The sequence below is a fragment of the Azoarcus sp. Soil_N_20 genome (genome assembly GCF_057656155.1).
The window spans coordinates 324252-337780 of record NZ_JBDGKX010000003.1 but is presented as its reverse complement, the minus strand read 5'-3'; the positions used below and the strand labels follow the sequence as shown (position 1 = coordinate 337780).

Below are 13529 nucleotides of genomic sequence, written 5' to 3'. Positions count from 1 at the left end.
ATGAACGCCCCGTTGCATCGCCGTGCGGCCATCGCCGCTTCATGCGTGGCGCTTTCCGCCATCCTCGTGGCGCTCCCGGCCCGGGGAGAAGAGTTCGACAAGTCATCCTCGCCGTCGGCGAGTGGCCTCGGCAAGCGCCCCAAGATCTGTCTTGTGTTGTCCGGGGGCGGCGCGCGCGGCGCGGCTCACGTTGGTGTGATCAAGGTTCTGGAAGAGTACCGCGTGCCGATCGACTGCATCACCGGTACCAGCATGGGCTCCCTGGTAGGTGCTGCCTACGCCTCGGGGATGTCGGTCGAGGAGATGGAGACGACCATCAAGGGGATCTCCACCGAGTTGCTGTTCAAGGAGAAGCCTCCGCGCCAGGAGCTTTCGCAGCGGCGCAAGCAGGATGACTACAACATCTTCTTCGGTCCCGAGCTTGGGCTCCGTGACGGCAGTTTGCAGTTCGGCAAGGGCGTGGTGACCGGCGTGCAGCTCGAGTCGGTGTTGCGCCAGCTCTCCAAGGTCAAGGGCTACCACGATTTCGATAAGCTGCCGATTCCGTTCCGGGCCGTGGCGACCGACCTGGTGACCGGCAAGGCGGTCGTGTTTCGCGACGGTGAGCTTGCCAACGTCATGCGCGCGAGCATGTCGGTACCCGGAGCGGTCGCACCGGCGGAGTTCGATGGCATGATCCTGGTCGACGGCATGCTGACTGGCAACCTGCCGGTGCAGGCGGCCCATGCAATGGGTGCCGACATCGTCATCGCGGTCAACGTCGGGACGCCGCTGCTCAAGCGCGAGGAACTGACCGGGATCTTCGGCGTTGCCGGACAGATGCTCAGCATCCTGACCGAACAGAACGTCCAGACTTCCCTGGCCCTGCTCAAACCGACGGACGTGTTGATCTCGCCGGAACTGGGAGACTTCTCGACCGGAGACTTCGACCATTTGCCGCAGATTGCCCCGCTCGGTGAAGCGGCGGCGCGCAAGGTGGGCGAACAGCTCGCCCATTTGTCGCTTCCGCCCGCTGAATACGCCGCATTGCGCGAGCGTCAGACGATCACCGTCACCCCTGACCTGCGCCCGGTGGACGAGATCCGGTTCGTCAATCTGAAACGGGTCAATCCCAGGGCCGCGCAGATCGTGATGGAGACCCGGGTCGGCCAGCCGATCGACCAGCCGACACTCGACAAGGACATGCGCCGCCTCTACGGGACGGACGATTTCGAGCATGTGAATTACCGCTTTCTCGAAGAACCGGGCAAACGGGTGCTGGCGGTGGACGCGGTCGAGAAATCGTGGGGTCCGGACTATCTGCGTTTCGGTTTGGGGCTGTCGAGCGATTTCAGCGGCGATGCCTACTTCAACCTCCTCGCCAGCTACCGCAAGACGTGGATGAATCGGCTCGGCGGGGAGTGGCGCAGCGACCTGCAGGTCGGGCGCACGAGCAGCCTGCAGACCGAGTTTTACCAGCCGATCGACAGCCGCGGCTACTTCTTTGTCGCCCCGCATGCAGGCATCGAGCGGCGCTCCACGACCGTGTATCAGGGTGATAACCGGGTCGCACGATATCAGGCGACCTCGTCTGTTGCAGGGGTGGATGTCGGCTCACATTTGACCCGTTATGGCGAGTTGCGCGTAGGTTTGTTGGGGGGCGTGCTGAAACCGGAGCTGGACACCGGGCCACAGAGTTTGTCGCCAGGAGAATCCAGGGTCTCGCTCGGGGCATACCGGATCCGGCTGATTCTCGACCAGATCGACAGCGCTCATTTTCCGCGCTCGGGCTGGCATAGCAGCACCCATGTGTACGGTGCACGTAGCGCACTGGGTGCCGACGCCAGCTATACGAAGTGGGATGTCGACGGCGCCGCCGCTTATACCTTCGGCAACCATACGTTCAATCTGGCCTTCAAGGTGGGCGGCAAGGCCGGCTCCGGCGACTTGCCGCGCTACGACCTGTTCCAGTGGGGCGGTTTCCTGCAGCAGTCCGGTTACGCGACCGGGCAGTTGCTGGGCGAGAACCTGAGGTTTGGCCGTCTCATGTACTACCACCGCATCCTGCCTGGCACGATGCTGGAAGGGGCGTACGGGGGCATTTCGTTTGAGATCGGCAAGGTCGGCAAGCCGCTGGTCACCGACAACCCGGACGGAATACTGAGGTCGGCGGCCGTGTTCATTGGCGCCGACAGCCCGATCGGCCCCGCCTACCTGGGCTATGGGCGTGCGCAGGACGGCAACAGCAACTTCTATTTCTATCTCGGCAGGCCGTTCTGAACGGGCTCGCCGAGATGCAGCCTGATTCAGCGGCCGTCGGATTGTGAGGCCGGACTGCCGTCGGAGGCCGGCTCGGGAATGACGCGCACCGGCAGCGGCGAATCGACATCGAGATGAACATTGCGCTGCGGGAAGGGGATCACGATCCCCTGTTCAGCAAAGCTGGTGTCGATCATGAAGCGCAGGTCGCTCAGGACGATATTGCCGGCACGACGCCCCGCGCCGACCTCCAGCCATACGTAGAGGGCGAACTGCAGGGCATTGTCCCCGAAGTCCATGAACAGCACTTCCGGAGCGGGTTCGTTCAACACCAGTTTGTGGCGGCCGGCGACCTCCAGCAACAGGTCTGAAACCTTGCGTACCGGCGAGCCGTAGGCGACACCGATGTTGAGCGTGTAACGGACCTTGCGGTTCGAGAGCGTCCAGTTGGTCACGTTCTGTTCGAGGAAGGTGCTGTTGGGCACCAGCGTTTCGATGCCGTTTACGTCGCGGATGGTGCAGGAACGCACGTTGATGTCGGTCACCTCTCCGCGGATGCCGCCGACCTCGACGATGTCGCGCGGCTTGAAGGGGCGCTCCATCAGCAGCATGACCCCGCTGATCAGGTTCTTCAGCAGCGTCTGCATGCCGAAACCCGCACCGATCGCGATCGCACCGCCGAGGAAGGCGAAGACCGTGAGCGGGATCTTGACCACGTCGAGCGCCAGAAACAGCAGCACCATCAAGGTCACCGCAAGTATCCACTTGCGCGCAATGCGGGCGCTGGTCTCCTCCATCCGGTCGCGACGGATCGCAAACCCGATGACCAATCGTGTCAGTAGCGCTACCAGCAGGTAGCCCACGATGACGATCAGAATCCCTTCGACGACTTTGGCGATCGTGACCCCGCGGCTACCGGTGATTGTTCGTCCGTCGACAACGATGCTGTCCTCGACCGCGAAAAGCTCGAAGGTCCATGCTGCCCGCAGCCAGTCATCGCTCAGGTCGAACCAGTTCCATGCGCGCTCTCCGACACTCTGGTCTTTTGCCCGCACCTCCTCGTCTTCGACCCAACGCAGCAGAAGGTGCCGGGTCGCCTCCACCTCGGTGAACGCCACGAGATAGAGCCGTTCGCGCTCCGTGAGCAGTTCGAGCATGGCCTTCTGGAACGCCGTTTCGGCTGAGTTGCCCGCCGCCCGAAGCAAATTCTGTTGCTCGGCAATCTGTCCCGCGAGGATCTCCAGTTTCCCCCTCACGAGATCGATCGCCGGATTGATCACGTTCAGTAATCGGCGGCTGTCTGCATAGTTCTTGCGGCGATCCAGCGTTCCTGTTGTTTCGCCTTCGAAGGCTGCATAGCGCAGCTCCCAGAAGGTCCGCTGCATGTCGAGGGTGATCAGTCCGACATTCAAGGCGTCGACGGCCTGTACGGCGTTGCGGCTGTGCTCCGCGGCCAGCAACTGCGCCTGTTCCCTGCGTTTCAGCGTGGCCTGCGCGGTCGCCAGCTCCTTTTCGATCTGGCCGACATCCTCCTGGCGTTGGTCGAGCGCCGCTTTCTCCGAACGCCCGCGGAACGGGATTGCCTTCTGCAGAAGTCCTTCGGGGTTCTCCGCCTTCGCCACCTCGGCCTCGGCAGCAAGCACCGCCTTGCGCGCATCGGCAAGGCGCCCCCGCAGTTCGGCGATCTGCTTCTGTGCCGCGGCAGTGCTCGCGATCGCTTTGTCGAGCTCGCCCGAGATCCGCTCTCGATCCTGGCTGGCACGATCCAGTTCGCTGATCGTGTTCGATCGGCGTTCGTCGAGATCGAGTTTCAGGCGCTCCAGATCCTCGGGCTTGAACTCCACCGATTTCTCGGCCTCGATGATCTTGCGCCGGTCAAAATCAACGACACGGCCAAACTCGGCGACATTGCCCTCGACCACCTGGCTTTGTGCCGCCAGCGCTTCCAGGTAGGTACCCAGGGCCCGTACCTCGAGCGCGGCAAGATCCCGCCGCCATTTCGCACCGCCCTGGTCGGCCGGGCTTGCGGCTTCGAGAACTTCCTGCGCGAGGCGATTGCGTTCGCTGGCCTTGGCCAGGTTCTCCCTTGTATTCTCGATCTGCGCAGCGTGAATTTTCAGCCGGCCCTCTTCGCTGCGAAGATTGAGCAGGTTCGCCTGCAGCTCCGTACGCATCCTGTCGGCCAGCAGGATCGAGTGCGGCGGTTTCTCCGTGAGCCCCGACCATGCGCGACGCTTCGCTTCGGCATCGGCGAAGAGCTTCACTTGTTCGGCGAGGCTGCCGAGGGCGCCCAGGTGCTGCCGATACGAAAACGCCATCTGTCTGAGCAGCCTCACTCGCAGTTGCAGCTGCTGTACCGGCGTGCCGGGGGGGGCTCCCGACGCCAGTTGACCTGGAGCTTCGATGGCGGTGAGCTCGGCCTCGGTATCCAGCAGTCGCTTCTTCAATGCATCGGCGGAAACAGGGGAGGCCGGCTGATCGGCGGTAGCTGAATCGCCCCCTTTCACCGCCTTGGTGATGACGTTGAGCGGGGTTTGTGCACCCAGCGGCAGGGGCTGACACAGGGCGAGAGCCAGCCCGAGCAGTGTGCTGCGAAGCGGCTTCAATGAGGCGATTCCGGCAAGCTTCGCGAGCGTGCCAGATTCCGGGGACAGTGAGGCCGACGCACTGGCACGGCGCAGGTGCGCCATCCCGCCTACCGTCGTCGACCCCGTGGGCGGTCCATTGGTTGCAGCTTCAGAGAGCATCTTCATGAGCGTCGATTTTTCCGTGTCCCGGATGGGAGTTGCCGCCTTCAACGAGCGGACAAGTCCGAAAGCAGGGCCCGGGCCTGGGCATCGCCCGGAAAACGCTTCGCCAAGTCCTCGGCATAGGCGCGCGCCTTGTTCGGATCATCGTTGTCCCGACTGATGGTGGCAAGCGCGAACAGGATCTGGCGGTCGGCAGGATGGCGCCGGTTTGCCGTTTCAAGTATGCGAAGAGCTCCCGTGGGATTGCCGGAGCCGTTCACGGCCAATGCATGGACGTAAGCGTACCTGGGTACGTCCGGCGCAGACTCGGCGGCTTGCCGGAGATAGGGGAGGGCGTCGTCCGGGCGCTTTTGCCGGACCAGCAGCAGCCCGAGCGCGTACTGCAGTTCGGCGTTGTCCGCGATCGTCGCGATGCCGCTTCGAAGCAGCTTCTCGCCCTCGGCATCGCGTTGCTGCTGGCGGTAGAGATCAGCCAGATTGATGTAGGCCGGTGAGAAGGTCGGATCGATTCTCAGCGCGGTGCGATAAGCCTGTTCGGCCTTGGGTGCGTCGCCCATGCCCGCCGCGAGCAGACCCAGATTGACATGCGAGGTCGGCAGATCGGCATTGACGTGCTCTGCCGCCTCGTACTCGGCGATCGCCCGGCTCAGGCGGTCGCGAGATGTGTCCGGCAAACGCTGGCGCATCAGCGGCGCGAGCAGGCGGGCAGCTTCGAGGCGCACGGTCCGTTCCGGATCGTCGAGCAGGGGCCAAGCCTGGGCGACCTGGGTCGGCAGGTCCGCCACTTCGAGGAAACGCACGGAAGCAGCGCGCACCAGCGCATCCTTGTCGTTCAGCAGGCGCTGAACCGCAGGCAGCTGCTGCGGCGCCGCCACTGCCCGCAGCCTGCTTGCCGCGCTCGCTCGCACGAGGCCGGGGTAGTCCGTGTTGGCCGCAACCTCGAGCAGGCGCGCGGCTGCATCCGGCGCACCCATTGTGGCAGCGTGCATTGCCTCGCCGAAATGGGGGCCGCGCAGCGTGCTGTCCGGATACCACTTGTCAACTGCCCTGGCTGCCCAGTCGTTGGTCCGGTCGGTGTGGCAGCCCGTGCACGCGTTCGGCGTCCCCAGCTTGGCCGACAGATCAGGACGTGGTACCCGCATGCCGTGATCGGCCCGCCAGTCATTGACCATGTAGACGCGCTGCGACATGTGGCAACTGGTGCACGACGCAGCGGCGGTGCCTGCATTGTGGTGATGGTGGGCTGCGGTGTCGTAGCGCGCCGACAGATGGCAGCTCGCGCACACCGCATTGCCCTCGGCATGCAGTTTCAGACTGTGCGGATCGTGACAGTTGGAGCAGGTCACGCCCGCGGCGTACATCTTGCTCTGGGTAAAGGATCCGTAGACGTAGACCTCGTCCTTGATCTGACCGTCGGGGAAGTACAGTTGCTCGTCGAGCAGGGCCAGGCGGTGGGTCGTGCCCAGCGCCTGGCCCGCGGCCTCGCCCTCCCAGATCTGTCCGCGCCGCGAGTGACAACGCGCGCAGGTTTCGATCTGCGCATGGTGCGTCCGCGGCTGGCTGCGGCGCGGCTTGCCGGTCACGGCATCGATCGACCAGCCGGCTTCGTCACGATCCGCGAGGTCGATCGCCAGACCGATGTCGGTCGCGAATCGTGTCCCTGACTTCTCCCCCTCGCCGACCTCCTTGCCAGGTTCCCGCGCCGCCGCCTGCGCCCAGCCGACATGGGCCGAACCGGGGCCATGACAGGCCTCGCACGCGACATTGATCTCGCCCCAGGTGGTCTGGTAGCGATCGTTGGCGAGGTCGTAGTTCTTCTTCAGATCGGTCGAGTGGCACTCGGCACACTGGTGATTCCAGGTCTGGCTGCGCGCGGTCCAGTGCTGGGGGTGACGGTGATCCATGCGTTCTTTCGGGTACAAATGGAACCAGCGCTGACCGCCTTCCTTCGCCGGGCGGGCGTCCCAGGCGATGCCCAAGGCCTGAATATGGCCATTCGGGAACTCGATCAGGTACTGCTGCAGCGGGTACCAGCCGAAGGTGTACTTGATCGGGTAGTCGTGCAGCTTGCCGTCCGGGCCATCGGTGCGAACGAAGAAACCGCCGTCTTTCCGGTAGAAGCGCGAGGCGACGCCATGTGCCTTGAATTCGACGCCTTTGAAGTTGCCGAGCACGCCGGCCTCGCTCGCGATGGCCATCGCCCGATCGTGGTGCGAGCCATTCCAGGCTTTGGCTTCCGCCTGGTGGCAGGCGACACATTGCGTACTGCCCACGAAGTCGGGCGCGGCACTGGCACTGGTTGCAAGCAACCCGATCAAACCAAGGAATAATGCGAGCCGCACGATGTGTTACCCATCCGAATATTGTGGTTTGCCTCCTCGACCACTGTCAGGGCGTATACCAGATGGGGGAGGTATAGGCGCGTTCCTGAAGGGTCATGGTCGTTCCCGGCAGCGGCTTGGTGCCGAAACGCTTGGCATCGTAGGCCGTCCACCGCGGGGTCGGGATTTCCAGTACGCGGCCGTAGTAGAAGGCGGGCTGGCTGGCGTCGAAGTCGGGGTCCGTCCACACGGCGATCAGTTCGGGCGCCCCGATGGTGTTCGTCCAGGTGGCGTTCTCGATATCTACCGTGGTGCCGACTGCGGGCACTTTGCCCGTCGCCGGGTCCGGCTTGCGGTCGCCCGTCCAGGCGACGTCGTAGACCTTCTCCTGCAGTTCACCGCTCTTGTCCATCCAGCCCTTGACGATCTGGTAGCGGTCGAGGTTGGCACCGATCGGATCCTTGAGGGCGGCCACCAGGAAGGTCGGCGCCTTGCCCTGCGGCGCAGCCGGCAGGTCACCGCCCATCGGCACGCCCTTGGTGTAGCCGACCTGCGCGGGCAGGCGGTTGTTGGCATCCGCTGCCTCGAACTCATAACCGCCAAACAGGCGAACGGCCATGCGCGGCCCGGTCGTGGCGTAGGTCTCGCGCCGTTCCATCGCATCGAACAGCGCCTCGCGGGTGTTCTCCGTCGCCCAGACGGCGGCATTGCCCGATGACGAAACCTCCCAGTCCATGATGGTCACGCCGGTCTTCGGGTGGTTGAAGAAGGTCTTGGTCATGCGCTCCGGACTGGGTTCCTGCGGTGTGGTCTTTCCGAAGAAGTTCTCCTCTTCCAGTGCGGCGAGACCGTTGTGCGCGTCGCTGCTGCCGATCAATCCGAACTTGTACGGGTTGGTGCCCAGTTCCTTCTCGAGCAGCAAGCCGTTCTTCAGGCCGGCGCGGGCGTACTCGAATTGCAGCATGTCCTTGGTCTTGGCCACGCTGCCGTCCAGGTTGCCCTTGTCCCAGCGCTCGAAATTGGCGAATTCGTCGTTGGGCGACAGGAAGGGATGGGCTTCGCCGTCGCCCTTGGTCTGCGTCGCCTCATACAGGCGTTCCCACTTGGCGCGCTCCTTGACGTAGGCGCTGTCGAGTTTCTTGCCGAAAGCCTCGACGGTCGGGAACATCCGGCCGTTGGACAGGTTGCCGTTGTGCGCGATGGCCAGCACATTGCCCCCCGTTTTCTCTTCATAGGCGGCCATCCACTTCCACAGGTCCACCGGGTTGTCGCTGCCCAGCGGCTTCTGGGTGGTGTAAGGCTCGACCCGGCTGGCCTTGTCGGCGTTGTCACGGAAGATGATATTGCGGTGCAGGTTGTTGCCACCGGTGTTCGAGGTCCATTCATAACCGATGAAGGCGGTGAAGCGACCGGGGTCGTTGGCATCTTCGGCGGCCTTGATGGTTTCCTGCCAGGCGCCCTGGTAGGCCGGCGTGCCGGGAACCGGCATGATGGCTTTTGAAATGGTGCCCTTGCCGAAGCTCTGGATGATGTCGATGGCGGCTTCCGCCCCGCGGCCGGAATGGATCAGTTCGTTCCACTTCCTGCCTTGCGGGTCGGCCAGCATCGCCGGCCCGCCGGCGAGGATCTGCGGGAAGAAGCCCATGCCGTCCGAGTGATCTGCGACGACCAGGAAGTCGAGCGGGCGGGACAGTTTCGCCGCCTGGCCGCTCGAGGCGATGACCTGATTGCCCTTGGCAAAACGATAGGCATCGACTGGGCCGAGCCTGGCGCCGAAGGCACCAGCATCCATCGAATACGAGGTGTGTAAATGGGTGTCGCCGAAGAAGGGCCGGGTCGGGTAGTTTCGGCCCACATAAGGCGAATAGCTGCGTTTGCCGGAGTGAACCTGCTCCATCTTTTCCTGGGTCGCCGTTCCCGCGTCATGGGCCACGGCCGGCAGGGCAAGCCCGGCCGAGGCGAAGAGGGCGGCGACGGTCTGGACCAACATTCGTTCTTTCATGTCAACTCTCTCGGGAATTTGCTGCAGAAGATTTCAAAAGACGGCCATGCCGCTGGATGACCCCGGGTATGGCAGCACGGGCCAGCCTGGAAGGCGATCCGTACTGCCGGCTGGTCGTATCGCCTGATTCTCATCGCGCTTTATGCATTCCGTGGCGTCCATCCCGCACCGGCCATGCCTCACGTCCCCGGCGTGTACCAGATCGGCGAGGTGTAGGCGCGCTCCTGCGTGGTCATCGGGACTTCCTCCGGCAGCTTCACGCCGTAATACTTGGCGTCGTAAGCGGTCCAGCGCGGCGTCGGAATTTCGATGACACGGGCGTAATAGAAGGCGCGCTGCTGCGCGTCGAAGGCCGGATCCTTCCACACGGTGATCAGTTCGGGATCGCCGATGGTGTTGGTCCAGGTGGCGTTGGCGACATCGACGGTATTGCCCACCGCCGGGAGCTTTCCCTCCTTGCCGGGCGTGCGCTTGTCGGCGTCGCCCCAGACCACGTCGTAGACCTTCTCCTGCACATCGCCCTGGGCGTCGATCCAGCCCTTGACGATCTGGATGCGGTCGAGGTTCGCACCGATCGGGTCCTTCAGCGCGGCGACCAGGAAAGTGGGTGCCTTGCCTTTCGGGGCATCGCGCAGATCGCCGCCCATCGGCACCCCCTTGCCGTAACCGACCGCTGCCGGCTGACGGTTGTGCGCATCCTTGGCCTCGAAGTCCCAGCCGCCGAAGAAGCGTACCGCCATGCGCGGGCCGGTGGTGGCGTAGGTTTCCTTGCGTTTCATCGCGTCCCACAGCGCCTCGCGGGTGTTGTCGGTAGCCCACACGGCAGCATAGCCGGAGGCGGCCAGTTCCCAGGACATGACTTTCTTGTCGCCGGACTTGGAGAACACATGCGTCGCCCGGTCGGCGCCCGGCTCATAGGGCGGCGCCTTGGCGAAGAAGTTCTCCTCCTCGACCGCCGAAATGCCGGTGTGCGAGTCGGTGCTGCCGATCATGCCGAACTTGAAGGGATTGACGCCGAGCTGCTGTTCGAGCTTGAGCCCGTTCTTGAGCGCGGCGCGCGCGTATTCGGCCTGGAAATACGCGTCCTGGTGCTGCTTGCTGCCGTTAAGGTTCATCTTGTCCCAGGCCTCGTAGCCCGCGAACTCGTCGTTCGGCGACAGGAACCTGTGCGATTCGCTGTCACCCTTCTGCTGGGTGACCTCGACCACCGGCTCCCAGCGGGCGCGCGTCTCGGCGTACTTGCGGGTGAGCGGATTGCCGGCGAAATCGGCGAGCGCGAACATCCGTCCGCCGCTCACATTGCCGTTGTGCGGAATCGCCAGCACCTGGCCGCCGGTCTTGTCCTCGTAGGCGCCGAGCACCTTCCACAGGTCTTCGACATTGACGCTGTCGGTGGCCGAAAATGGCAGCGTCTGAATCGCCTTGTCGGCGCCGTCGCGGAAGATGACATTGCGGTGCAGGTTGTCTCCGTCCGGCGTACTGGTCCACTCATAGCCGATAAAGGCGGTGAACTTGCCCGGCTCGTTGAAGCGGTCGGCGGCCTTGATGTAGGGCTCCCAGACCGAGCGGATGAACGACCGATCGGTCATCGCTTTCGGCAGCGTGTTGGCGGCGAGCGCGCCGATGATCTCCCAGGCGGCCTTGAGCGCCGTGTCGCCGCCCTGCTTGATCATGTCATGCCATTGCTTGACTTGCGGATCGGCCAGCAGAGTGGGGTTGCTCTTGACGATCTCGACCATGCTGCCAAAGGCCTCGGCGTGATCGCTGACCACCAGGAAGTCGAGCGGGCGTGACAATTTCGCCGGCTGGCCGGTGGAGGTGGTGACTTCCTCGCCGCGGGCGAAGCGGTAGGCGACCTCGGGCCCGATCTTGGCGCCGACGGCGCCGGCATCGAGTGAGATCGCGGTGTGCAGGTGGGTGTCGCCGAAGAACGGGCGCGTCGGGAAGTTGCGGCCGGCATACGGCGAGTAACCCGGCTTCTTGAACGCCTTGGCAACGGCTTCCTTGTCGGCCTCCCCCAGGTCGTGCGCCAGCGCCGGCAACGCTAGTCCGGCGGCCATCAGTCCACTGAGGATCGTGCTTCGGATAAGGCTTGGCCTCATGGTTTTCGTCTCCCTAAACTATAAATTCAACAACACATTGAGTCGGGGCGAACTGCAAGAGGAAGTTCAGATCCCTGAACAGGTTGAGCGAGGACTTCACTTCCGCAGGCGTCAGTGGTTTGATGAAGTCGATCGCCGGCACGTCTCCTCTTCACCTGAGGTTTGAACAAGAAATCAGAAAGCGGCGATGCGCTGGATGACCCAGAACATCGCCAGGCTGCCGATGGCATACGGCGGAAGCAGTGCGGACCAGCCCGGTAACCGGAATGCGAGGTGGCGCAGCCGCCGGATCACATAGAGCACGACGGCGATGAACATCAACTGGCCGATTTCGACGCCGACGTTGAAAAACAGGAGGGCCATCGGGATGTGGCCCTGCGGCAGACCGATTTCGCTCAGCGCGCCGGCAAAACCGAAACCATGCAGCAGGCCGAAGGCGAAGGCGACGAGCCATGGCGCCCGGGCCGTCAGGCCGGCCCGCCCATGACGACCGCGAATGATCTCGCCGGCGACGAAGACGATGGACAGCGCGATCACCGCCTCGACCGGCGGTCCCGGCACCCGCACCAGACCGAGGGTCGCCGCGACCAGCGTGCAACTGTGGGCCACGGTAAAGGCGGTGATGGTGCCGAGCAGGCGCCGCCAGCCGACGACGACCATGAGCAGCGCCAGCACGAACAACAGATGGTCGACGCCCAGCAGGATGTGTTCGACCCCCAGCACCAGGTATTCCCAGGCGACTTCCCAGGCGGCTTGCCGGGGCGGAATGGTCGCCGCCGGTTGCTGCGGCTTCAGCCGATGCAGCCAGTTGGTGCCGTCGGCGAACTCGATGCGCACCAGCACATCGGTCATCGTCGCATCCAGGCCCTGGATGCCCAGCACCTGGCCGCGCAACGGCACGCGGCTGCCGATCGTCCACGACTGGATCGCCGCGCTGCCGCTCGCACGGCTCACGACGGGCGACAACGTGCTGACACTGGACGGAAAAGCCGGCGCCAGCGCCAGACGCAGGTCGCCGCGCATCGGCGTTTTCCACAGCACGGCAAACTCGCCGGGCTGCCCTTCGCGCAGCTCCAGGTAAGCCGGCCGGACTTCATGGGCGAAGCCGGTCAGCGGCACTAGCAGCGCACCCAGCAGCGCTATCAGTCGCCAGCCGAGCTTCATTTTGCCGACTCCGTGAGTTCCGCCAGCGGCCCGAGCAGCGCCGAGACGCTGGCCTCCACCTGCACATCGTATTTCTTGTGCAGGGCGGCGAAGTAGGCATCGAGTCCTTGCTGAGCGCGCTGCTCGCGCCACAGGCTCAGCACCTCTTCGCGCACGGCGGCGAAGTCCTGCGGCTGCGCGGTCTGCCGCTCGGTCACCCGAACCAGATGCAGGCCGAAGCCCGACTCGATCGGCCCCTGCCAGCTGCCGGGCTCGACGGCAAATACCTGGCCGGCGAAAGCGGCGCCGAAGGTGCCGGCTACCGCCTGCTCATCCAGCGCCGCAAAGTCGTACTGGCCGAGAAAGCGATCGCCGAGTTCGGCCGGCGTCTCCGTCCCTGCACCCGACAATTGCCGCAGAGCGCTGCGCGCATCGGCGGCCGCGCGCTCGCCGCGCCGCTCGTGGCTGAAATAGAGGTGGCTGAAGGAAACCCGTGCCGGCGTCTGGAAGCGCGCGCGCTCCCGCTCGTAGAAGCTGCGCAGTTCCGCCTCGCCGGGCTCGGCCTGTTGCAGAGTGCCCTGAACCAGGAATTCCATCTTCTGGGCCAGGCGCCGACGGACGATGGTGTCATCTTCGTCGAGGCCGATCTCCTTCGCTTCGCGCGCCAGCAGCACTTCCTTCAGATAGCCGGCGACCAGGCCGCGAAACTCGTCCTCACTCGGCGGGCGCTGCCATTGCCGCGCCCAGCTTTCCTTGAGCCAGTTCACCTCCGCCGGCGTAATGCGCACGACGCGGTCGGCGCTCACGTCGCTACCGGCATTCAGCCAGCCATAGGCGGCGAACAGCAGGCTGCCGGCAACCAGGAAATGCAGCAGGGGTTCGCGCAGCCAGCGTTGCATGAAGGTGCGCCGGCTGTCGTTCGGCACTGCATTGATGTTTTGAGTAAGACTTGCTGATTCCATTTTCATCAGTG

At 64.3% G+C, this 13529-nt stretch carries 7 protein-coding genes; 1 reads left to right on the top strand and 6 read right to left on the bottom strand.

The window, feature by feature from the left end; translation table 11 throughout:
• Window positions 1-2259, top strand: a complete 2259-nt coding sequence (locus tag AC3A35_RS08840) for a patatin-like phospholipase family protein (protein WP_487435672.1) — start codon at window positions 1-3, stop codon at window positions 2257-2259.
• Window positions 2260-2285: 26 nt separating this feature from the next.
• Here the strand turns inward: AC3A35_RS08840 and AC3A35_RS08835 are convergent, their stop codons facing one another.
• From AC3A35_RS08835 to AC3A35_RS08810, 6 genes are all read right to left on the bottom strand, one after another.
• Complete coding sequence (locus AC3A35_RS08835; protein ID WP_487435671.1) at window positions 2286-4844, bottom strand: mechanosensitive ion channel domain-containing protein; 2559 nt, start codon at window positions 4842-4844, stop codon at window positions 2286-2288.
• Between the two features lie 188 nt (window positions 4845-5032).
• Complete coding sequence (locus tag AC3A35_RS08830; protein ID WP_487435670.1) at window positions 5033-7186, bottom strand: tetratricopeptide repeat protein; 2154 nt, start codon at window positions 7184-7186, stop codon at window positions 5033-5035.
• 190 nt (window positions 7187-7376) lie between these two features.
• Window positions 7377-9299: a DUF3604 domain-containing protein gene (locus tag AC3A35_RS08825; protein ID WP_487435669.1), complete on the bottom strand. Its 1923-nt coding sequence runs from the start codon at window positions 9297-9299 to the stop codon at window positions 7377-7379.
• A gap of 191 nt (window positions 9300-9490) precedes the next feature.
• Window positions 9491-11413, bottom strand: coding sequence for a DUF3604 domain-containing protein (locus AC3A35_RS08820; protein ID WP_487435668.1), 1923 nt, complete (start codon window positions 11411-11413; stop codon window positions 9491-9493).
• Window positions 11414-11587: 174 nt separating this feature from the next.
• Window positions 11588-12577 (bottom strand): HupE/UreJ family protein, encoded by a 990-nt coding sequence (locus AC3A35_RS08815; protein WP_487435667.1) that lies wholly within the window; start codon window positions 12575-12577, stop codon window positions 11588-11590.
• Window positions 12574-13455, bottom strand: coding sequence for a peptidyl-prolyl cis-trans isomerase (locus tag AC3A35_RS08810; RefSeq protein ID WP_487435666.1), 882 nt, complete (start codon window positions 13453-13455; stop codon window positions 12574-12576). The genes AC3A35_RS08815 and AC3A35_RS08810 overlap by 4 nt, the downstream gene beginning before the upstream one ends.
• Window positions 13456-13529: the final 74 nt, after the last annotated feature.

Bases quoted from the DNA above. Each gene is read 5' to 3' on its own strand.
- AC3A35_RS08820 (WP_487435668.1), bottom strand. From the start codon at position 11,413: ATGAGGCCAAGCCTTATCCGAAGCACGATCCTCAGTGGACTGATGGCC.
- AC3A35_RS08810 (WP_487435666.1), bottom strand. From the start codon at position 13,455: ATGCAACGCTGGCTGCGCGAACCCCTGCTGCATTTCCTGGTTGCCGGC.
- AC3A35_RS08825 (WP_487435669.1), bottom strand. From the start codon at position 9,299: ATGTTGGTCCAGACCGTCGCCGCCCTCTTCGCCTCGGCCGGGCTTGCC.
- AC3A35_RS08830 (WP_487435670.1), bottom strand. From the start codon at position 7,186: ATGGCCATCGCGAGCGAGGCCGGCGTGCTCGGCAACTTCAAAGGCGTC.
- AC3A35_RS08840 (WP_487435672.1), top strand. From the start codon at position 1: ATGAACGCCCCGTTGCATCGCCGTGCGGCCATCGCCGCTTCATGCGTG.
- AC3A35_RS08815 (WP_487435667.1), bottom strand. From the start codon at position 12,577: ATGAAGCTCGGCTGGCGACTGATAGCGCTGCTGGGTGCGCTGCTAGTG.